We start from the raw sequence: 19,964 nt of genomic DNA, 5'->3' as shown, positions 1-19,964 counted from the left end.
TAAACTCTATAAATTACGCACTTGTTAACGAAAAAGTTGTTTAATACGAATTACAATTATACATTTGTATTGTTAAATAGGGAGGGGTAATAAAATCCCTTAGTATTAATTTAAAACTTTAAAATTATGAAGAAGAGTGTTTTGTTTGTTTTATTTGCACTGATTTCAGTGGCAGGTTTCTCTCAAATTACAGGTTGGAATGCCAAAGTAGGTATGAACTTTAGTAATTACACCGGTGATCTTGACCTGAATGCAAAGGTTGGATTCAAACTTGGTGGAGGTTTTGAATATGCTTTTGATGATACATGGTCACTGCAACCTTCATTATTCCTGACTAGCAAGGGGGCAAAGAAAGACGGAAGTAGCATTAATGCAATGTATTTGGAATTGCCGGTAATGGCTGCTGCGCGTTTCAATGTAGCAGATAATACTAATCTGGTGGTTAATGCAGGTCCTTATTTTGCTTGTGGTATTGCCGGTAAGACAAAGTTTGACTTAGGAAACAATACGGAACATAAAGAGAATACTTTCGGTGATGATGGTTTGAAACGTTTTGATGCTGGTCTTGGTGTGGGAGTCGCATTGGAGTTTGGTAAGATCATTGCAGGTTTGGATGGTCAATTCGGTTTAGTTGACGTACAAAAAGTTGGCAATCCTAAAAATATGAACTTCTCTATTATCGTGGGATATAAGTTCTGATAAGAAAACACTGAAAATACAGAAAGCCGTTGCAGAAGATAATTTGCAGCGGCTTTTTTTAGTTCATGATTGAGAAAGTCATTTCTTTTATTGTGGGTATAATGGGAATGCACAGTCAGTTTACCATCGGCTTTTCATTAATCTGATAACTTCTTCAACTTTTTAAAGTGCTCGATTACGGCTAAATAGTTCTGATCCTGACAGGCATCGAATTTGTTCCAAAGATCTCCTAATACGACAGCCCCTCCAAAACCGAAATCTTTAATCTCCAGTAAATTATCTTCATTAATGCCTCCCAATGCCATTACTTTAGAGTCGATGATTTTCGCTCTTTGTGCTTCGCGCAATTCTTCGGCAGTATAGGTTGAATAGTAATTCACTTTAGAGATACTGTCATAGATAGGACTCATAAAAACATAATCATAAAAATGCTTTCTGTTTTTCACCTCTTCCACTGAATGGCACGAACAACTGATATGGCCATAATAGTCATGCGGCTCTTTGGGATTACGGGCATTCAGGTGGATTCCCATCAGATTGAATTCCTCTTTTAGATAAAAATGCTCATGCGTGACAATGCGGCGGTGATATTTCTCCGGAATAAGAGTCAGCAGCCGTTCTGAATACATAGCCGGAGTCTCCGGTTTCCTAAGATGTAGGACATCCAGCCCCTCTTCGAAAAGAGCGGTAATTATCTTATCTTCTTCGACAAAGAAGGTAGGGGTGGTAACTACAATTAGTTTCATTTCTTTCGTTAAAATTGGATTGTCTAGCAAAGTTACTAATTAACTATGTCAGAAACCAACCTTTATAGTGAAAATTTGTTAGATTGCAATGTCCGCAGGTCGATTGTCCATAGTTTACCGGCTAAAACATCACCAAAATCACAGATAATTTTCAACACTTCCGTAGCTTCCACACTCCCGACAATAGCAGGAGTAACTCCCATTACACCTTTAGGCGGAGGAGGCATCCGCTGCATTTCTTCTTCGTCAGGATAAAGATCCCGGTAGTTTTTCTTCTGATTTCCGTAATTGAACACAGAAACCTGTCCTTCAAAACCACAGATGGCTCCATATACGTAGGGTTTTTCCTGTTTAATGCAGATGTCGTTAATCAGGTAGCGGGTGGCAAAATTGTCGCAGCCGTCGACCACTATGTCGTATTTCTGAATAATATCATACGCATTATCTTTCGTCAGCCGGGTAGAGTAGGGATAGATCCTGATCCCACTGTTGAGAGCGGAGAGTCGTCCGGCTGCACACAAGGCTTTCGGTTTACCCAATTCCTTTTCGGAATAGAGAACTTGCCGTTGCAGGTTAGTGATGCTTACCAGATCATCATCTACCAGTCCGAGACAGCCCACACCCGCACCTGTCAGGTAAAGGGCGATGGGAGAGCCTAACCCTCCCACGCCTACAATAAGCACTTTGGCTTCCTGCAGTTTCTTCTGACCTTCTTCTCCGATTTCGGGAAGTATGATTTGTCTGTCGTACCGCATCTGCTTATCTTTTAAAGTCAAAAGACTGGTCCCAATCCTTCCAGACCGGTTCACGGCCTAATCTCTTTAAATCACGTTCCACTTCAACCGCTTTCCGTTCGTCACTTACATGAAATTGTTCCAGCGTTTGAGGATAACTGTAATATCCTCCCGGTTCTGTTTTACTCTCTGCACTCATGGTTGTGACGCCGAGTGTTGCCATGTGATTTCGAATTTCTGCACTCTCACGGGTGGAATAGGAGATATCTACGTCATGGTCGAAGATTCGCATAGCGAATGTAAGTTGAGCCAGTTCCCGGTCGTTCATGACTACATTCGGCTGGAATCCGCCATTTTCAGACGGGCGCATACGCGGGAAATTTACGCTGTACTTTGTTTTCCAGTAATGCTTCTGCAGATAACGCAGATGATAAGCCATCATCGTAACGTCTGTCCGCCATTCTTCCAGACCGATCAGGACACCCATGCCAATTTTGTGTACACCTGCCTGTCCCATACGGTCGAAGCCGTTTACACGCCATTCGAATTTGGATTTCATGCCTCTCGGATGGTACGTTTTGTAATTTGCTCTGTTGTAAGTCTCTTGAAAACAGATCACTCCGTTCAGGCCATGATTTGTCAGTTCCTTGTATTCCTCCGCTTTAAGAGGCATTACTTCAATTTGCAGATTGCTGAAGTAAGGCTTCGCTAAATCCAGTGCCTTGGCAATGTACGGAACGCCTGCTGCGGCAGGATTCTCACCAGTTACAAGCAGCAGGTTTTCAAAGGGAGCCAACCGTTTGATGGCTTTGTATTCGTTGACAATCTCTTCCTCTGTCAGTATTGTTCTCTTCATCGGATTGCTGATGTGGAAACCGCAATAGACACAGGAGTTGGTACATGAATTAGTCAGGTAGAGCGGTACGAACATGGAGATAGTCTTACCGAACCGTTCCATCGTATATTTCTGACTAAGGCGTGCCATCACTTCCAGATAAGGAGTGGCGGCAGGTGAAATCAGCGCCATAAAGTCGTTGACATCCAGATGCTCTTTTTTACCCAATGCACGGCGTACGTCGGCATCTGTTTTGGAATAGATGGCTTTTGTCGTCTCTTCCCAGGATATTTTTTCTAATTCGTCGGAGAACATTCTTATTAAATTGATAATTGAAAATTAAAAATTAAAATGAGGGGAGGGCAGGTTCGGTCAGTGGGCTGACTTTTTGTTTCTCCCCACTCATTATTTGTTGGTTTTAGCGCTTTTCTTTAAATCGCGTGACAGTCTCATTGCACAGAAATTGGGTCCGCACATCGTACAATATTCTCCGTCGATATGATGTCCTGCACGGAAATAGGTCTGTGCCCGTTCCGGGTCGAGAGACAGGTCGAACTGATCTTTCCAGCGGAACTCATAGCGGGCTTTACTCAATGCGTTGTCCCGTACCTGTGCACCCGGATGACCTTTTGCCAGGTCAGCGGCATGAGCGGCTATCTTGTAGGTAATGACTCCTACACGTACGTCCTCCTTGTCGGGTAAGGCAAGGTGTTCTTTCGGAGTGACATAACAAAGCATGGCCGTACCCAGCCATCCGATTTGTGCGGCACCGATAGCAGAAGTGATATGGTCGTATCCGGGAGCAATGTCCGTCACCAACGGGCCGAGCGTATAGAATGGGGCGTCATGGCATTTCTCAATCTGACGTTCCATGTTCTCTTTAATTTTATGCATCGGAACATGGCCGGGTCCCTCGATAAATGCCTGAACATTCTTGTTCCAGGCACGAAGCACTAATTCTCCCATGGTATCCAGTTCGGCAAACTGCGCTTCGTCGTTCGCATCATAGATGGAGCCCGGGCGAAGTCCGTCTCCTAAGGAAACGGCTACGTCATATTGTGCCAGAATATCACAAATATCATCAAAGTGATCGTATAAGAAGCTTTCCTGATCGTGTACGAGACACCATTTGCTCATAATACTTCCTCCACGGCTGACGATACCGCACAACCGCTTGTCGGCAAGATGAACATTATGGCGGCGGATACCTGCATGGATGGTGAAGTAATCTACGCCTTGTTCACATTGTTCGATCAATGTATCCCGGTAGATTTCCCAGGTGAGGTCTTCTACTATGCCGTTCACTTTTTCAAGTGCCTGATAGATGGGAACAGTACCGACCGGTACGGGACAATTGCGGATGATCCATTCACGTGTTTCATGAATATTTTCTCCGGTGGAAAGATCCATCAAAGTATCTCCCCCCCATTTACAGCTCCACAATGCTTTCTCCACTTCTTCATCTATGCTTGAAGTAGTAGCTGAATTTCCGATATTTGTATTGATTTTCACAAGGAAGTTGCGTCCGATAATCATCGGTTCGGCCTCCGGGTGGTTGATATTGGCTGGTAATACGGCACGTCCCTCTGCAATCTCCTGACGGACAAATTCAGGAGTAATATGAGTGTTAATTCCCAGTTCCTCGCAATTCATGTTTTCGCGGATCGCTACATATTCCATTTCAGGAGTGATCATCCCTCTTTTGGCATACGCCATTTGAGTGATTGCCTCTCCTTTTTTAGCGCGATAGGGCAGGGCGATGTGCTCGAAGCGTAAGTGATCGAGACTTTTATCATCCCTTCTCATACGTCCGTATTCCGAAGTGATTTCAGGGAGTTGTTCCACATCGCCACGACTCACAATCCATTCTTCGCGCATACGGGGCAGCCCTTTTTTAAGATCGATGCTCATATTTGCATCGCTGAACGGTCCGCTGGTATCATATACATATATCTCCGGATTGGGTGTTGCTATCTTTTCTTCGCCTTCAAAGCTGACACTGGGCACTTGTTCCACTTTCCGCATGGCTACACGGATATTCGGATAAAGTTTACCGGGTAAATAGACTTTCTGTGAGCGGGGAAATTTTATTTTTTGTTCCATAGTTTATTCGTTTTTAATCAAGAAAAGCCGTTAGAGGTGAACTTGCTTCTGCCACGAAGTCTACGGCTTGTAATCCTAATCCTGCTTCGTAAGCCTGTCTTCCGGCTTCTGTAGCCGCTTTGAATGCTTTTGCCATTTCTACCGGATTTCCGGCAACGGCTATTGCAGTATTTACTAATACAGCGGAAGCTCCCAGTTCCATTGCTTCGGCAGCATGACTGGGTGCACCGATACCCGCATCTACGACCACCGGGATACCTGCCTGTTCGATTATGATTTGCAGGAATTCTTTGGTCTGCAATCCTTTATTAGTACCGATTGGTGCACCGAGTGGCATAACGGTAGCTGCGCCCGCCTCTTCCAGACGTTTGCAGAGTACGGGGTCAGCCTGACAATAAGGCAACACGATAAAACCTAGTTTTACCAGTTCTTCCGTAGCTTTCAGTGTCTCGATAGAGTCAGGGAGCAGATAACGCGGGTCCGGGTGAATTTCCAGTTTCAGCCAGTTTGTTCCAAAGGCTTCGCGAGCCAACTGTGCGGCAAAAACAGCCTCTTCTGCATTACGTACACCGGAAGTATTGGGCAATAGCTGAATATTCGGATGGATAATATGTTTCAGCATGTCATCCTCTTTGTTGTCCATGTCGATTCGTTTCATGGCAACAGTAACCATTTCCGTGCCTGAAGCCAGAATAGCTTGTTCCATTACTTCATTGGAATTGAATTTTCCTGTTCCCAGGAAAAGACGGGAGTTAAATTCGCGTCCCGCAATTACTAACTTTTCCATTTTATGTATTTTAGTTGATTATTTAAATGCTAATTTATGAGTTCACCACAGAGGACGCAGAGGACACGGAGGTCTGATGATTTCTTATTCATTATGGAGTTACACAGAGTATATGTGTTTATCATTCTGTTTTAGGAAAGAACGAAAAACTCTGTGTACTCTGTGGTGAATCAATGATTCTACGTGTCTCTTCTACCGGATTGTCCGCTCCGAGAATGGTTCCCGACAGGGCTATCCCGTTGACTCCTGTATGAAGTATGGCAGGGATATCCTCATAAGTGATTCCTCCAATCGCTACTACGGGGATTTCGATATTCGCCTTTTTCATCTGTGAAAGGATGGAGGAATAACCTTCCAATCCCAGTACAGGGCTTAAATTCTTTTTAGTGGTGGTAAACCGGAAAGGACCGATGCCGAGATAATCGGCTCCGGCACGGTAGTGCTGTACGACATCTTCGAATGTATTTGCGGTGCCGCCGATAATGAAGGCTTCTCCAAGTATCTGGCGAGCTTGGTCGATAGGCATATCTTTTTTACCCAGATGCACACCGTCCACTTCCAGCTTTTGCGCCAGTTCGACGTGGTCGTCCAGAATCAAGATCGCTTCGTGTTCTTTGCAGAGCGGTTTCAGTTGCAAGGCTACTGCCTCCACTTCTTCGGGAGAAGCGTCTTTCATGCGTAGCTGGATCCATTTGCACCCTCCTTCGAGTGCCATACGTGCCGATTCGAGGTACGAATACCGTTCGGTCTGATGCGTGATAAATTGTAGACTGACCATTCCCTTATCCTCCGCAAGCAGCTTTGATAATCACCAGGTTGTCGTTCTCATGCAATATGAAACCTTCCCATTCGGTACGGGGAATCATTTTGTTGTTTACGGCGATAGCAATGCCTTGAACAGGAAGTTCGAGCTGTGCTGTCAGTTGTGTAAGGGTAGAATCAGGAATAATTTCCACCTCTTTGTTGTTCACTTGTACTTTCATTGTCCTATCAGAATAAATAAATTGAAAGTAAATACAAAGAGCGTGCTTGAATGGAAAGGCGATAACGAAGAAACACAATCCCTACGTCAGTACTAACTGCATCAGGTTCCTAGGGTATAATCTCAGCCCCTCGAGGGGCACCCCTTTGTCTTTACAGGGGCAAAGTAAGCGAAAAAGAAACAGAAAAACACTAAATCATCCGATTTTTTTTCATTTTTCTGTTGATTTTTGTTTTTTGATGGGATGGGAAAAGATAAACCGGGCACCATTCTTATAGCTTTTGTCAATCCAGATATCACCTCCCATATATTGGATGGTCAGTTTGCAGATGGCCAGTCCCAATCCCGTACCCTGCATGAATTCATTCAGCTTTTCGAAACGTTGGAATACGAGTTCCTGCTTGTCTTCGGGGATTCCTGTGCCGGTATCAGTCACGGAGAACAGCATACATTGCTTTTCCTCATCCACTTTATAATCCAGCGTGATACTTCCTCCGGCGGGAGTGAATTTCAGAGCATTATTCAGTAGATTGATAATAATCTGTTGCAGGCGTAACGGGTCTGTGTAGAGCTTATAGGGTTCTTTAGGCATTTGAAGTTTGATGTCTACATCCATTGTCTTGTTCCGGTTGGTCAGGGTAATCATATTCTGGCAATGGTTCACCAGCTCACACCATTCATAATTGAATTGCAGTTTCCCTGATTCCAGACGTGATATATCCAGTACGTCACTAATCAATTGTAGCAGTAAATTAGAATTGGTCTGGACAATATCTGCGTATTCTTTCAGTTCTTTATTTTGCTCAACAGAGCCGATAATCAGGCTGGAGAAACCGACAATGGCATTTAAAGGTGTCCGTATCTCGTGGCTCATATTCGAAACAAAGGCACTTTTCAACTGATTGGCTTCTTCGGCACGTTCCTTGGCGTCACGTAATTCAACTTCAGACTCTTCCAGCTTCTTTTTATCTTCCCGTAATTGTTTCGTCGTTTTTTCAAGGTGGTTCTTCAGGATTCTAGTCCGGTAATAGTAATACAAGGAAATCATCAGGCTTCCTACTAATACGAGAAATATGATCAGGATGAACTGCACTTCTGTCTTGTAAGCTACAAAGAACGGGATGGGCTGATTGATGACCATTGAGTTGACAGGTAACTTCTTGTCTTCAAATCCCCATTCTTTTAGTTTCTTCGCATCAAATTTATATCTGTTGGGCAAGATATTGATACTGCTGATATCAGTTTCCTTCTGGTCTAAAAAACGGTAAGCATATTCTCCCATGCTTTTTCCCACTCCTTCATATTGCGGGACATATCCTCCGATAGCCCAGTAACCAATGGCAGTGGAAGTCATACTGAACACAGGCAGGAGAGGATTGGCTTTGGAGAAAGCATAAACAGAGTTGCTCATGTAGGTGATACCCCGGCTGTCGATTCTCCAGATGCCAAGTAACATTGCCGTGTTTCTGGGAAGATTGCGCAATTGATTGACAGCCATATCAAGTGTATGGATGCGACCGTCGATGTAAGTGATAGATAACTGCGGGAAATGCTGCAGGTTTTTCTTGAACCATGCCAGTTCGGCAAGTCCGTTGTATGTATTATCCGATACAAATACCAGATGCTCGGTATCCGGATAGAAATCCTGTATCATTTCTATGTCTTTGCTGATATTGTATTCGTATGAATTACAGTATTTTACATTATATTCTTTCATTCGTTCCGTTAAGTCGACACTTACTGGATTATAGTCTCGGATATCGATCGAATCCTCCGGAATACGGATTCCGTTGCGTGATGCCATTGCGCAAAAAACAGGAAGCTGCTTGTATTTTTCATCTTCAAGATGGAGGAAACTGCTCCATGCTTCCCCACCCAGAAGAATCACTAATTTAGCTTTCGGATGCTTATCCAGAATATCGGTTAATGTTTTTTTCCATTGGTGTGCCTGCGTTAAGTCTGTTGCATTCATGTTTTCTACGATGGTCGAGTATTTTCCTCCCAATCGGGTGTAAGTTTCTATAAATGTACTTATGTTGTCGTAGGTATATTTAGTATCCGAATTATAAGAGGTGATGAACAGAATTTCTCCCGCAGATTCTTCTGTGGTGGAAGCATTGCAAAAAAGGGGGAAGAAAAGGATTGCAATGGAGACGATAAATCGTATTTTTTTTCTTTTATATAGTATCATAATTGTTTGTTATGTTGGATTATTAGTTGCAAAAATACAACTAATGCGTCTGATATACAATAAAAGTCAGTTTTTTTTAGTCTGTAAAAAAGGTCGCTGTGAAATACACAACGACCTTTTCATAAGTATAGTTTAGTCTATGAAATCCGATTACATTCTTTTTTCAACCACATCCCAGTCGATGATATCCCACAGGGCGTTAACATGGTCGGCACGGCGGTTTTGGTAATCCAGATAATAAGAGTGTTCCCAAACGTCAAATCCGAGAAGCGGTTTCAAACCGGCGCGTACTGGGTTGCTTCCGTTCACTTCTTTAGTGATTTTCAGTTTACCGTCTTTATCTACGGATAGCCAGGCCCATCCTGAACCGAACAATCCGACTGCTGCTGCATTGAATTCTTTCTTGAAGTTTTCAAAGCTGCCGAAGTCACGTTTGATGGCTTCTCCCAGTTTGCCGGTTGGCTCCTTTTTCGAAGGTTTCGGGGCAAATTGCAGGAAGTACAGATTGTGATTCAATACTTGTCCGGCGTTATTGAATATAGCTCCATCCGGTGCGGCTGCAACGATTTCTTCTACCGTTTTACCTTCATATTCTGTACCGGGCACGAGGCTATTCAGATTATTTACATACGTTTGTAGATGTTTTCCGTAATGGAAATCTATTGTTTGCTGACTGATTACAGGTTCCAATGCATTGTTTGCATAAGGAAGTTTAGGCATTTCGTAAGTCATGGTCATCATAATTAAAGACATTAATATAGTATTCATAATGTTACAAGTTTTAATCGGCTTGTTATACTATAATAACAGAAGCCCTCTGCAAAATGTTCACACTATCTTGCTTTATTTATAAATGTACTGTATACGTTCCACATCTTTCGGATGATCACGGTTGGTACGGCAGGTCCATTGGCCCGTATTGTCATATTCATAATAAGAATTACTATCGATCCGGTTTCCGTATTTATCGTACAGGCAGATCAGGCATCCGGATGTTTTCTGGTTATTGCCCAAAATCCGTTGGTAGACGATCTGTGTCAGATAGCCGTATTTATCGTATTCATAAGCATCTTTTTGTGATATAATCTGATCCGGAGAGTTGGCAAAAAGCAAATTTTGATGTTGCGATGAAATCAATCTGCCCTTATCATCATATTTGTTTGCGGTGTACGCCTGAAGTTCTCCATTCTTATTATACTCTTTGGTTTCGGTCAATAACCCCTGTTTATCATAGGAACTTATGATAACTCTTCCGTCTGTATACTTGAGTGAATCACTCTCGATACTTCCATCCGTACCGATACGGCGTGTCCGCCGGTAGAGGTCCGTTTTGGTTTTCGGATTCGTTTGCACTTCAAAGATGCAGTGGCCTTGCGGATCGTATAATCTGTTCGTTTGTATTTCATTGCTTGGCTGACCGTTTTTTATGGTAAGCGACAGGGTGGAAATGAGCTGTCCCTTATCGTCATACGAATAAGTGGTCGATATATTTCCTGTACTGTCATTTTCCGCAGACTTTATCAATCGTCCTCCATTATAGTATTTCACAGAGGTAGGGGTGGATACGATTGTTTGTAGGATAAACGGTGTCCGTAGTGCATTAGCCTGGTCACGAAATTCCTTGTACCTGTGTGTGCAAAGAAAATCCTGCAGCATGCTCAATGATTCGGAACTGACAATGGCAGCTTTTAAAAGCTCGAAATCAGCCTTTTCACTAAGATATTCAAGATCATCCAGATGAGTACGCGCAGTGGAAGTCAGGTAAGGTGATTGCTTATACTCGTCAATGATCTGCCGGATGGCTGTCGCATTTCCTTTTTCCCGGAGGCTGTCGATCCCTTGAAACAGAAAATCGTCGTATAGCGTGCGAACTTCCGGAAGGAATGGACGCGTATCTTTATCAGTGAAAAATTTCTGCATATCGGCATTATCAAAGAATGCCTTGAAATTCTCCGATGTCGGATTACTCTTTACAATCTGGTAAAGCCGTTTGTTTTCCGCAGCGTTGATTTGAGAGATAAATTTGCCGTTCGGATATTCCGTGATGTACGTTTGATAAATATTCAGCGTGGGTGTTTTCAGCATACCTTCCAGTAAGGCCATTTCACGGATGTCCCGTACCTTTTGTAAAATGGCGGAGTCTGCCGGATAACCGCTTGACTGGATGCTGTCCATCAATGTCTTGCTAAAAGGAATCTGGTCTTTCGAAGCCTCCAGAACAGAGATGACAGCTTGTTCCGCTTTGTCTTGCACGTTGGAAAGTTGTATCTTCTCTTCTTCGCAGATATTCGGGAAATAGGCTTTCGCAGCCTTTTCATAGCATCCGAAATAATTGGCGGCGGCTTGTTCGCTTTGCTCGTTCCATAATTCGTTGAGCACATCCAATAATGCCAGTTCTTCGGCGTAATAGCTTTGAGTCTCGGTGTCTATCTTATCACGGTTCTTCTGCCATTTGTCGGCGTCATTATCGTTCAGATACCTTAGCAGCTTTTCCAGGCGGCTCTGCTTTTGTGCCATTGCCTGTGGGATGCAGGCAACCAGAAACGAACTCAAAATAATCGATAAAAATATACTTCTTTTCATTGCTTTTTGGTGTTAGGTTAAAATAGTTAGTGATGAAAATTCATAAAAATACCTTCATTCTCGAATGAATATTATACTTTTGTATTGAGAACAAATTTGAGTGCCAAGGGTTTGTTAAAAATCCACATAGTTTTTATAATGCTGTTATGAATACCAATTATATAGAGGAATTAAACGAGAGTCAGTGTGCAGCAGTGACTTATAATGACGGTCCTTCACTGGTGATAGCCGGTGCCGGTTCGGGAAAAACGCGTGTATTGACTTATAAAATCGCTTACTTGCTGGAGCAGGAGAACGGGTATAATCCATGGAATATCCTTGCATTAACCTTTACCAATAAGGCTGCACGTGAGATGAAAGAGCGTATTGCCCGTCAGGTCGGTATGGAACGGGCACGTTATTTGTGGATGGGAACTTTCCATTCCATCTTCTCACGGATTCTTCGTGCCGAAGCACAATATATCGGTTTTACTTCCCAGTTCACCATCTATGATACGGCTGATAGTAAGAGTCTGCTTCGCTCCATCATCAAGGAGATGGGATTGGACGAGAAAACGTATAAGCCGGGAGTAGTGCAAGCACGCATCTCCAATGCCAAGAACCATCTGGTTACTCCCACGGGGTATGCTGCCAATAAAGAGGCCTACGAAGGAGATATGGCCGCCAAGATGCCTGCTATCCGTGATATCTATACCCGTTATTGGGACAGATGTCGTCAGGCAGGTGCAATGGATTTCGATGATTTACTGGTGTACACCTATATTTTATTCCGTGACTTTCCGGAAGTGTTGGCACGCTACCGGGATCAGTTCCGTTATGTGCTGGTAGATGAGTATCAGGATACGAATTATGCGCAGCATAGCATTGTCCTGCAACTGACTAAAGAAAATCAACGGGTCTGTGTCGTGGGAGACGATGCGCAAAGTATCTATTCTTTCCGTGGGGCGGATATTGACAATATTCTCTATTTTACAAAAATCTACCCCAATACGAAAGTCTTTAAACTGGAGCAGAATTACCGTTCCACGCAAACCATTGTTTGTGCTGCCAACAGCCTGATTGAGAAGAATGAACGTCAGATACGGAAAGCCGTGTTTTCAGAGAAAGAAAAGGGGGAACCTATCGGTGTGTTTCAGGCATATAGCGATGTGGAAGAGGGTGATATTGTAGCTAATAAGATTGCAGAACTGCGTCGGGAGTATCGCTACGGATATGCTGATTTTGCTATCCTGTATCGTACGAATGCACAAAGCCGTATTTTTGAAGAGGCTCTTCGGAAACGAAGTATACCTTATAAAATTTACGGAGGACTTTCGTTCTACCAGCGAAAAGAGATAAAAGATGTGATTGCTTATTTCCGTTTGGTAGTGAATCCGAATGATGAAGAAGCATTCAAGCGAATCATTAATTATCCGGCGCGTGGCATTGGAGATACGACGGTCGGGAAGATTATATCGGCGGCTACCGATCATGGTGTAAGTCTTTGGGCGGCACTCTGCGAACCATTAACTTATGGGTTGGATATAAATAAAGGAACGCATGCGAAACTGCAAGGCTTTCGTGAATTGATAGAAAGTTTCATTGTTGATCAGGCGGATAAGAACGCTTATGAAATGGGAACGAATATCATCCGTCAGTCCGGCATTATCAATGATGTCTGTCAGGACACATCCCCCGAGAATCTAAGCCGTAAGGAAAATATAGAAGAGTTGGTGAATGGTATCAACGACTTCTGCGCTTTGCGGCAGGAGGAGGGTAACCCGAATGTGTCTCTTACCGATTTCCTTTCGGAGATTGCATTGCTTACCGATCAGGATTCCGATAAGGCGGATGATGGAGAAAAGATAACGTTGATGACAGTCCATTCGGCTAAAGGATTGGAGTTTAAGAATGTATTTGTGGTCGGTCTGGAAGAAAACCTGTTTCCCAGTGGGATGGTAGGAGATTCTCCCCGGGCACTGGAAGAAGAACGTCGTTTGTTCTATGTAGCAATTACTCGTGCGGAGGAACATTGTTATCTGTCTTTTGCCAAAACCCGTTTCCGTTATGGAAAGATGGAATTTGGAAGCCCCAGTCGTTTCTTGCGTGATATCGATGTTCATTACTTGCAACTGCCGCATGAGGCAGGAGTGAGCCGGGCTGTCGATGAAGGTGCGGGACGTTTCCGCGCTTCCTTACAGCAACGTCCGAAAGCACAGATCATTGCTCCCAGCGTACCGAGGAATTTGAAGAAAGTTAGTACTGTTAGCCCAAGTAACGGTGCACAGGCAACCTCTTCCACTTCGGCATCGGTAGCAGGAGTACAGGCCGGACAGATGATAGAGCACGAACGTTTCGGATTGGGTGAAGTGATTAAAGTAGAAGGAACGGGAGACAATGCGAAAGCAACTATTCATTTTAAAAATGCGGGAGACAAACAACTATTATTACGTTTCGCTCGTTTTAAAGTGGTAGAATAAATAATAACACTAAATAGAGAGACTCATGAAGAAACAACTAACAGTAATTTTGCTTTCCGCTTTGATTTTGAGTGGATGTGCGTCGGGGCGTATGGGAAATCCGGGAGCTATCATGGCAGGTGCTTCTATCGGAGGTAGTCTGGGAGGTTCGATAGGTGGACTTATCGGAGATAATAATCGTGGCTGGAGAGGCGGTTACCGTGGTTCTGCTATTGGGAATATTGTGGGAACCATTGCCGGTGCGGCTATTGGAAACGCGTTGACGGCGCCAAGACAAGAGCAAATAGAGGAAGATGCGTATATTCCTGAAGTGAGGGAAGTCCGTGTGCAAAAATATAAGAAGCAGCCACAGGTGCAACAGCCTATTTCTCAACTGAAGTTGCGCAAGATCCGTTTTATAGATGATAATCGCAGTCATGTGATTGATGCGGGAGAAAATAGCAAGATAATCTTTGAGATTATGAATGAAGGGAGAAATCCAGTTTATAATGTAGTTCCTGTGGTAGAAACGGTGGGGAAGGTGAAGCATCTCGGCATTTCTCCTTCCGTGATGGTGGAGGAAATTCTTCCGGGTGAAGGCATCCGTTATACCGCTTCCATTCATGCAGGTGAAAAATTGAAAGACGGTGAAGTGACATTCCGTGTCGCAGTGGCGGACGAGAATGGAGTGATTTGTGATTCGCAAGAATTTACCCTGCCTACACAGCGCGGAAACTAGAAATAACAGCCCGGAATATCCGGTTCAAACATAGTGACGGTATATGCCTGGAATAGTGACGCTATCCTAAGCATATACCGTCACTATGTTGGTGGGATAGCGTCACTATTTTAATAGCCATCTCCATATAGGAATTATATGTATTGTTTTGTTGCCGATAGTTATTTCCTCGGTTTCGTCATCAGTCAAAATTATTCCTTCGGTGAGATTATAGGTATTGAGTGCGGAAATTAATCCATTTATTTTACGCTGCCTTGTTTTTTCATCTTTCATCGAACGGGTGACTTGGCAGGCAGATACAATATGTCCGTTTTCACGCATAATGAAGTCGCACTCTATTCCGTCATTATGATAATAGATATCTTTTCCCTGGCGCTTTATTTCTATAAATACCAAATTCTCAAGTAATTGCCCGATGTTGTCGGTCGCATTGAATCCCACTTTGCCAATAATGGCATTATCTATGAAATACACTTTCTTTTGGTTGTTCATCTGTTTTTTTACAGACCAGTCGAACTTCATTACCTGAAATAGCAGATAAGTATTTTCAAGATATTCCAGATAGTTTTTGACTGTTTCCGTATGTTTGATACCTATCGTTTTTGCTAACGAACTGTACGAGAAACGTTTCGTAGCATTGCTGGCTAAGTAATAAACCATTTCCAGCAATTCTCTTTCACCATTTAGTTTGTTTCGAGTGACAATGTCTTTATAAATAATATTCTCATAAAGAGTGGATAGGTAATTGTTGTTCCGGTCTTTTATATAACGGGGAAAACCGCCAGTTTTCAAGTATTCGTCGAAGTGTTTTTTTAGCATACTTTTTCCGGTAGTAGTATAAAAGTCCTTTTGTTGCGGATATGCTTCCTTCATTTTTAGAAATTCGGGAAATGAGAAAGGGTATAGTTCAATTTGGCAATAACGTCCGGTGAGGTGTGTGCCTAATTCTCTACTTAGCATATTGGCATTAGAGCCTGTAACAAATACCTTACATCCACTGTCATGCAACCTTCTTACAAATCTTTCCCAACCGGGAATATTCTGTATTTCATCAAAATAAAATGTTTTTTGTTCTCCAAACAATTCGATGAAAGCTTCATATAAGGTTTGAAAATCATCGACTTTGAAGTTGATAAGCCGCTCATCATCAAAATTCATGTAAAAGTCTTGTTCTGACTGTTGCGAACGTATTTGCTGTAAAAGAACAGATTTTCCGCATCTTCTTATACCAGATATGACTAGCACTTCGGGATTGTTTACACAACTCATGTCAATATCCCTTTCTATCATTTGGGATATGTCTTTTTCACGCTGGTCGAATATGATATGCTTTAATAATTCTTTCATGATAACTGGGCTTTTGATTGCAAAGATATAAAACTTCTCATTATAAACGAATATAAAATGCTAAAATTGCTCATTGTGAATGAGTGAAAAGTGATAATACTTCTCGTTGATAATGAATGATAGATAGCAACTTTCATTTTCAATACAACAATGATACGGTTAGAAATAACAAATTCAGTCTCTATCTGTGTAAGATACGCGTAAAAACATTATCTTTGTTCATGTTTCAACTAATGCATTAGGTTTATATGAAAGAGATATTCAGAAGATATCCTATCGGGATACAGAATTTTGAGCAGTTACGTAATATGAATTGTGTATATATTGATAAAACCGCATTGGTTTATCAATTAGTCCATACTGATACTGTGTATTTTCTTAGCCGTCCCCGCCGCTTTGGAAAAAGTCTTCTAGTCTCTACTCTAGAAGCTTATTTCTCCGGAAAAAAAGATTTATTTAAAGGACTGGCAATAGAACAGTTGGAACAGGAATGGACTGTCTATCCTGTGTTGCATATTGATTTCAGCAGAACAAAATATACCACTATCGAAGATTTGCAAGAGCAATTGAATCTTTATCTAAGCGAATGGGAGAGGACTTATGGGAAAAATGAAGAAGAAACGAGCTATGCAGCCCGTTTAACCGGTTTGCTTCAACGAATTTATCAACAGACAGGAAAGCAGGTTGTCGTATTGATTGACGAATATGATGCACCTTTATTGGATAGTAATAGTGACTCTGCTTTACAAGGACAATTGCGAACTGAAATGCGGAAGTTCTTCAGTCCTCTTAAAGCACAAGGGCAATATCTTCGTTTCTTGTTTTTGACAGGAATCAGCAAGTTCAGCCAGATGAGTATATTTAGTGAGCTGAATAACTTGCAGAATATCAGCATGAGCGATGATTATAGTGCTATTTGTGGTATTACAGAGCAAGAGTTGCTAAGTCAGATGCAACCGGATATTGAGAGGATAGCTCAAGCGAATAATGAAACCTATGAAGAAGCTTGTCGGCATTTGAAACGGCAGTATGACGGTTATCATTTTAGCAAGAATTGTGAAGATATTTACAATCCGTTCAGCCTTTTCAATGCTTTTTCGCAAAAAGATTATAAGAGCTTTTGGTTCTCTACCGGTACACCTACTTTCTTGATTGAAATGTTACAGCGAATGGACTTCAGTCTTAATCTATTGGAAAAGATGGAAGTGAAAGACGAAGATTTTGATAAAGCGACAGAGGTTATTGCCGATCCGATTCCCGTACTTTATCAGAGTGGCTATTTGACTATTAAAGGATATGAACCTCTCTTTCGTACATATACATTAGGTTATCCCAACGAAGAAGTTAAAATAGGCTTTATTGAGACGTTGATCCCTTCCTATCTCAATCAACCGACATGAGAAAGTAACTTTTATGTAGTCTCTTTTGTAAGAGACCTGATGAAAGGTGATATTGAGCAGTGTCTTCTTCGTACTCGTTCTTTCTTTTCATCTATACCTTATGATTTGGAGAACAATCAGGAGAAACATTATCAGACTATTTTCTATTTATTATTCCGTTTAATGGGTCAATATGTAGATGTAGAAGTAAAGAATGCTATTGGCAGGGCTGACGTGGTAATAAAGATGTCCGATGCAATTTATGTATTTGAATTTAAGGTAGATGGAACTCCCGAAGAAGCATTGGCTCAAATTAATAGTAAACAATATGCTATTCCTTACGAGATAGATCATCACAAGGTTGTCAAGGTCGGAGTGAATTTTGATAGTACAACACGGACTTTGGGAAAGTGGGTGATAGAGCATGAAACAAGGTAACAAGAAAGGAGACGAACCTATGCCGAGTAATTATATTCGTTTCGATTGGGCTATGAAGCGTTTATTACGCAATAAAGCCTATTTTGTAGTTCTTGAAGGCTTTCGTGGTATTTGTAAGTTACTGTTTTGTCCATAGAGGAAATAAAGAGGCTGCAATCAATTGCTTCTATCATATAATTGTTAATATCCTATATCATGTCTAAGATGTGATATAGGATTTTTTATATACGGAAATATTAGAATAAGAACATTCATAAAAATGGGATACTTTATGCGTTTCTTCTGTTTGAATTTGGAGCCAAGATATGATGTGCAAGTAAATATGCGAATGATGAAGGATTACAAAGATTCATAATGCTTCTGTTTGTATGTTGTCATGGTAACCATTGTTTGAAATAAATGACTAATCGTGGATATTTGTTTGTAAATTCGTCTTTTTATGGTATTTTGCTATATATGTTTTTGATAAAATAAAGTTTGAAATAGCAAGAAATATGTCAGTTATATTGAGTCATCCCGATGAACATCTCATTGGTCGGTGAGAAAAGAGTCGTTCCTCACCGATCAACGATACGTTCCTTTTAAAGGATTAGAGCTCGTTTAGTGGAGAATAGTTCGTTTTTTATCCCTTAATTATGCATTTATTAGTATGCAATTGTATATTCTTGCATTAATTTATACATTTATTTCTCTTTTTACTTCAGTTTTTGATTTGAAATAAAAGTGGAGAATCTTAAAAATAGAACAGATTTCTCACGATGACTAATAAAGTTCATATTTCATTCTCTAGTGAAAAATTGCAAGAGTCTTGTTTATTTATTGTATGGATATTACTTGTCTTGTTTAAATAATGTTATCTTTGTGCTTGAAAAGGATATAAAATGAAATACGATGAGAACTAAAAATATTATTCTGTTAGCTATTATTGCTTGTATTGGTGGAGTTGCATTTTTTTTTGCTTGCAAGTACATTTATGAATCTAAGTTATCCACCCTTAAAGAGGAGGCGAAAGAAGCTTTTATTAAGGCATTTAATCAGGAACTGAAAAGTCGGAATGTGGAAAGGGAAGGTCCTTTGATGCTTACTCTTCCGGATGTATCAAATGTGGGATTTACAGAATTACCGGATTCGGTAATCTATGCAGATTCTACAGGTGTATATAAGTTAAAGTTAGATAAGGCAAAACATTACAATAATATAGCGACAGATACTAGTGTTCGTTTGCTGCATAGCATTGCTTTTAAAGAACATCCCATTCAGCCGGATTCATTAAATCTTATTTGGAAGAAGTATTTAAACGAATCGGGTATCTTAATGGAAGCAGCATTATGTGTTTCCGTTGTAGATAGGTTTGGTGATGTGACATCGGTATCTACCTCTTATAGTGAATGGCGTAAGTTCTCAAATTTAGTGTTTATTGTTTCTATAGGCTATGCTTGTGAAATAGAGGTAATGGCTTATCTTCATTATTCCGTATGGAATATAATATACATGGAAATTATTTGGGGTTTATTGATATACATTGTTTGTATATATATGATTTATAAATTTATTTTATTTGTTCAAAATAAAATATTTTCTATGAGAAAGAAAGAAGTTATAGAAAAGCCTATTATAAAAATAGTGAAAGAAATGAATGATAGTTCTTCTATACGTTCTTATAAATTACATGAAGGTTTTATATTTCATGCAGATCAAAAAGTAATAGAGTTTAATGGGCGACAAAAGTATTTGCAGCCACAGCCTAGTAAGCTATTGGAGCTTTTTCTTAGAATGGAAGAAACAGGATATGTTTTAAAAAATAGTGATATTAGTGAGAATCTGTGGTCTGATGGAAGTGCTACAAATGATCGAATTCATAAAGCGGTAGCACGTTTGCGTTCTAACATAAAAGAGTTAGATTCTTCTATTGATATAGAAAAATGTGTAGATGGGTATCAATTGGTTCTATAATCTAAAATTC

Annotated in this window: 16 protein-coding genes, 1 pseudogene and 1 riboswitch; of the genes and pseudogenes, 6 read left to right on the top strand and 11 right to left on the bottom strand. The window is 41.2% G+C overall.

What is annotated here, in order from left to right; genetic code table 11:
* The first annotated feature begins 126 nt into the window (after window positions 1-126).
* Window positions 127-699, top strand: coding sequence for a porin family protein (locus I2I13_RS12055; RefSeq protein ID WP_148366978.1), 573 nt, complete (start codon window positions 127-129; stop codon window positions 697-699).
* A 137-nt stretch (window positions 700-836) separates the two neighbouring features.
* Here I2I13_RS12055 and I2I13_RS12050 read toward each other — a convergent pair whose 3' ends face one another.
* From I2I13_RS12050 to I2I13_RS12005, 10 genes are all read right to left on the bottom strand, one after another.
* Window positions 837-1,445: a thiamine phosphate synthase gene (locus tag I2I13_RS12050; protein WP_148366977.1), complete on the bottom strand. Its 609-nt coding sequence runs from the start codon at window positions 1,443-1,445 to the stop codon at window positions 837-839.
* Window positions 1,446-1,507: 62 nt separating this feature from the next.
* Complete coding sequence (locus tag I2I13_RS12045; protein ID WP_148366976.1) at window positions 1,508-2,200, bottom strand: HesA/MoeB/ThiF family protein; 693 nt, start codon at window positions 2,198-2,200, stop codon at window positions 1,508-1,510.
* Between the two features lie 4 nt (window positions 2,201-2,204).
* Window positions 2,205-3,329 carry a 2-iminoacetate synthase ThiH gene (thiH, locus tag I2I13_RS12040; RefSeq protein WP_148366975.1) on the bottom strand — a complete coding sequence of 375 codons (1,125 nt, stop codon included), beginning with the start codon at window positions 3,327-3,329 and terminating at the stop codon, window positions 2,205-2,207.
* Window positions 3,330-3,419: 90 nt separating this feature from the next.
* Complete coding sequence (thiC, locus tag I2I13_RS12035) at window positions 3,420-5,117, bottom strand: phosphomethylpyrimidine synthase ThiC (protein ID WP_195649601.1); 1,698 nt, start codon at window positions 5,115-5,117, stop codon at window positions 3,420-3,422.
* A 13-nt stretch (window positions 5,118-5,130) separates the two neighbouring features.
* Window positions 5,131-5,904, bottom strand: coding sequence for a thiazole synthase (locus tag I2I13_RS12030; protein ID WP_004295706.1), 774 nt, complete (start codon window positions 5,902-5,904; stop codon window positions 5,131-5,133).
* Window positions 5,905-6,025: 121 nt separating this feature from the next.
* On the bottom strand, window positions 6,026-6,682 hold the full coding sequence (locus I2I13_RS12025; RefSeq protein ID WP_195649600.1) for a thiamine phosphate synthase: 657 nt from the start codon (window positions 6,680-6,682) through the stop codon (window positions 6,026-6,028).
* A gap of 4 nt (window positions 6,683-6,686) precedes the next feature.
* Window positions 6,687-6,887 carry a sulfur carrier protein ThiS gene (thiS, locus tag I2I13_RS12020; protein ID WP_148366972.1) on the bottom strand — a complete coding sequence of 67 codons (201 nt, stop codon included), beginning with the start codon at window positions 6,885-6,887 and terminating at the stop codon, window positions 6,687-6,689.
* Window positions 6,888-6,948: 61 nt separating this feature from the next.
* Window positions 6,949-7,042: riboswitch (TPP riboswitch) on the bottom strand.
* Between the two features lie 55 nt (window positions 7,043-7,097).
* Window positions 7,098-9,077 (bottom strand): HAMP domain-containing sensor histidine kinase, encoded by a 1,980-nt coding sequence (locus I2I13_RS12015; RefSeq protein ID WP_195649599.1) that lies wholly within the window; start codon window positions 9,075-9,077, stop codon window positions 7,098-7,100.
* Between the two features lie 150 nt (window positions 9,078-9,227).
* Window positions 9,228-9,845 (bottom strand): superoxide dismutase, encoded by a 618-nt coding sequence (locus I2I13_RS12010; protein ID WP_148366970.1) that lies wholly within the window; start codon window positions 9,843-9,845, stop codon window positions 9,228-9,230.
* A gap of 75 nt (window positions 9,846-9,920) precedes the next feature.
* Complete coding sequence (locus I2I13_RS12005) at window positions 9,921-11,660, bottom strand: RHS repeat domain-containing protein (RefSeq protein ID WP_148366969.1); 1,740 nt, start codon at window positions 11,658-11,660, stop codon at window positions 9,921-9,923.
* 146 nt (window positions 11,661-11,806) lie between these two features.
* Here I2I13_RS12005 and I2I13_RS12000 point away from each other — a divergent pair, with 146 nt between their 5' ends.
* The gene (locus I2I13_RS12000; protein WP_195649598.1) at window positions 11,807-14,119 is read left to right on the top strand and encodes an ATP-dependent helicase; all 2,313 of its coding nucleotides are present in this window, start codon (window positions 11,807-11,809) and stop codon (window positions 14,117-14,119) included.
* Window positions 14,120-14,144: 25 nt separating this feature from the next.
* Window positions 14,145-14,837 (top strand): glycine zipper family protein, encoded by a 693-nt coding sequence (locus I2I13_RS11995; RefSeq protein ID WP_148366967.1) that lies wholly within the window; start codon window positions 14,145-14,147, stop codon window positions 14,835-14,837.
* Window positions 14,838-14,942: 105 nt separating this feature from the next.
* Here I2I13_RS11995 and I2I13_RS11990 read toward each other — a convergent pair whose 3' ends face one another.
* The gene (locus I2I13_RS11990; protein ID WP_195649597.1) at window positions 14,943-16,184 is read right to left on the bottom strand and encodes an ATP-binding protein; all 1,242 of its coding nucleotides are present in this window, start codon (window positions 16,182-16,184) and stop codon (window positions 14,943-14,945) included.
* Between the two features lie 248 nt (window positions 16,185-16,432).
* Between I2I13_RS11990 and I2I13_RS11985 the strand changes: the two are divergent.
* The 3 genes and pseudogenes from I2I13_RS11985 (at window position 16,433) to I2I13_RS11975 (ending at window position 19,954) form a co-directional block, all read left to right on the top strand.
* Window positions 16,433-18,001, top strand: a pseudogene (locus I2I13_RS11985) (ATP-binding protein).
* On the top strand, window positions 17,988-18,137 hold the full coding sequence (locus I2I13_RS11980) for a hypothetical protein (protein WP_195649617.1): 150 nt from the start codon (window positions 17,988-17,990) through the stop codon (window positions 18,135-18,137). The pseudogene I2I13_RS11985 and the gene I2I13_RS11980 overlap by 14 nt, the downstream one beginning before the upstream one ends.
* A gap of 755 nt (window positions 18,138-18,892) precedes the next feature.
* Window positions 18,893-19,954 (top strand): helix-turn-helix domain-containing protein, encoded by a 1,062-nt coding sequence (locus tag I2I13_RS11975; protein ID WP_195649596.1) that lies wholly within the window; start codon window positions 18,893-18,895, stop codon window positions 19,952-19,954.
* Window positions 19,955-19,964: the final 10 nt, after the last annotated feature.

Origin of the sequence: Bacteroides sp. D55t1_190419_B8 (genome assembly GCF_015558905.1) — a bacterium.
In the GTDB taxonomy this organism is placed as follows: Bacteria; Bacteroidota; Bacteroidia; order Bacteroidales; family Bacteroidaceae; genus Bacteroides; species Bacteroides vicugnae.
Note: the sequence above shows the minus strand (reverse complement) of the source record. Positions and strands in the feature narration are given on the sequence as shown.

What these genes read in the sequence shown, in the direction of transcription:
- I2I13_RS12015 (WP_195649599.1), bottom strand. Translation starts at nt 9,077, where the DNA reads ATGATACTATATAAAAGAAAAAAAATACGATTTATCGTCTCCATTGCA.
- I2I13_RS12045 (WP_148366976.1), bottom strand. Translation starts at nt 2,200, where the DNA reads ATGCGGTACGACAGACAAATCATACTTCCCGAAATCGGAGAAGAAGGT.
- I2I13_RS12025 (WP_195649600.1), bottom strand. Translation starts at nt 6,682, where the DNA reads ATGGTCAGTCTACAATTTATCACGCATCAGACCGAACGGTATTCGTAC.
- I2I13_RS11975 (WP_195649596.1), top strand. Translation starts at nt 18,893, where the DNA reads ATGAGAACTAAAAATATTATTCTGTTAGCTATTATTGCTTGTATTGGT.
- I2I13_RS12050 (WP_148366977.1), bottom strand. Translation starts at nt 1,445, where the DNA reads ATGAAACTAATTGTAGTTACCACCCCTACCTTCTTTGTCGAAGAAGAT.
- I2I13_RS11980 (WP_195649617.1), top strand. Translation starts at nt 17,988, where the DNA reads ATGAAACAAGGTAACAAGAAAGGAGACGAACCTATGCCGAGTAATTAT.
- I2I13_RS11990 (WP_195649597.1), bottom strand. Translation starts at nt 16,184, where the DNA reads ATGAAAGAATTATTAAAGCATATCATATTCGACCAGCGTGAAAAAGAC.
- I2I13_RS12010 (WP_148366970.1), bottom strand. Translation starts at nt 9,845, where the DNA reads ATGAATACTATATTAATGTCTTTAATTATGATGACCATGACTTACGAA.
- I2I13_RS12000 (WP_195649598.1), top strand. Translation starts at nt 11,807, where the DNA reads ATGAATACCAATTATATAGAGGAATTAAACGAGAGTCAGTGTGCAGCA.
- I2I13_RS11995 (WP_148366967.1), top strand. Translation starts at nt 14,145, where the DNA reads ATGAAGAAACAACTAACAGTAATTTTGCTTTCCGCTTTGATTTTGAGT.
- I2I13_RS12030 (WP_004295706.1), bottom strand. Translation starts at nt 5,904, where the DNA reads ATGGAAAAGTTAGTAATTGCGGGACGCGAATTTAACTCCCGTCTTTTC.
- thiC (WP_195649601.1), bottom strand. Translation starts at nt 5,117, where the DNA reads ATGGAACAAAAAATAAAATTTCCCCGCTCACAGAAAGTCTATTTACCC.
- I2I13_RS12055 (WP_148366978.1), top strand. Translation starts at nt 127, where the DNA reads ATGAAGAAGAGTGTTTTGTTTGTTTTATTTGCACTGATTTCAGTGGCA.
- thiH (WP_148366975.1), bottom strand. Translation starts at nt 3,329, where the DNA reads ATGTTCTCCGACGAATTAGAAAAAATATCCTGGGAAGAGACGACAAAA.
- I2I13_RS12005 (WP_148366969.1), bottom strand. Translation starts at nt 11,660, where the DNA reads ATGAAAAGAAGTATATTTTTATCGATTATTTTGAGTTCGTTTCTGGTT.
- thiS (WP_148366972.1), bottom strand. Translation starts at nt 6,887, where the DNA reads ATGAAAGTACAAGTGAACAACAAAGAGGTGGAAATTATTCCTGATTCT.